The organism is Cobetia sp. SIMBA_158 (genome assembly GCF_046566945.1).
Lineage (GTDB): Bacteria > Pseudomonadota > Gammaproteobacteria > Pseudomonadales > Halomonadaceae > Cobetia > Cobetia amphilecti.
This window is the reverse complement of sequence record NZ_JAWJYL010000366.1, coordinates 1-272: the sequence shown is the minus strand read 5'-3', so window position 1 is coordinate 272 and position 272 is coordinate 1. Positions and strand designations below refer to the sequence as shown.

At 56.2% G+C, this 272-nt stretch carries 1 protein-coding gene; it reads right to left on the bottom strand.

Annotated elements, in window-relative coordinates:
• The coding region (sugE, locus tag R2R70_RS20315; protein WP_410978946.1) for a quaternary ammonium compound efflux SMR transporter SugE at positions 1-230 on the bottom strand (230 nt) is incomplete at its 3' end.
• Positions 231-272 lie beyond the last annotated feature (42 nt).

Below are 272 nucleotides of genomic sequence, written 5' to 3'. Positions count from 1 at the left end.
AGTACAATGCCGGTGATGGCCGCGGCGACTGCGCCAATACCCGTCCACACGGCATAAGCCGTCCCTACTGGTAACGATTTCATCGCCCAGGCAAGTGGCGCCATACTGACAATCATCGCCGTCACAGTAATAACACTCGGCGTCAAACGACTAAAGCCGTGGGCATATTTCAGGCCAACGGCCCACACCACTTCCAGCAGCCCAGCAATAACAAAGACAATCCAGGACAAATCAGGCTCCGGAGAATTGGGGCCGTCCCCGGTGAAAAGAGG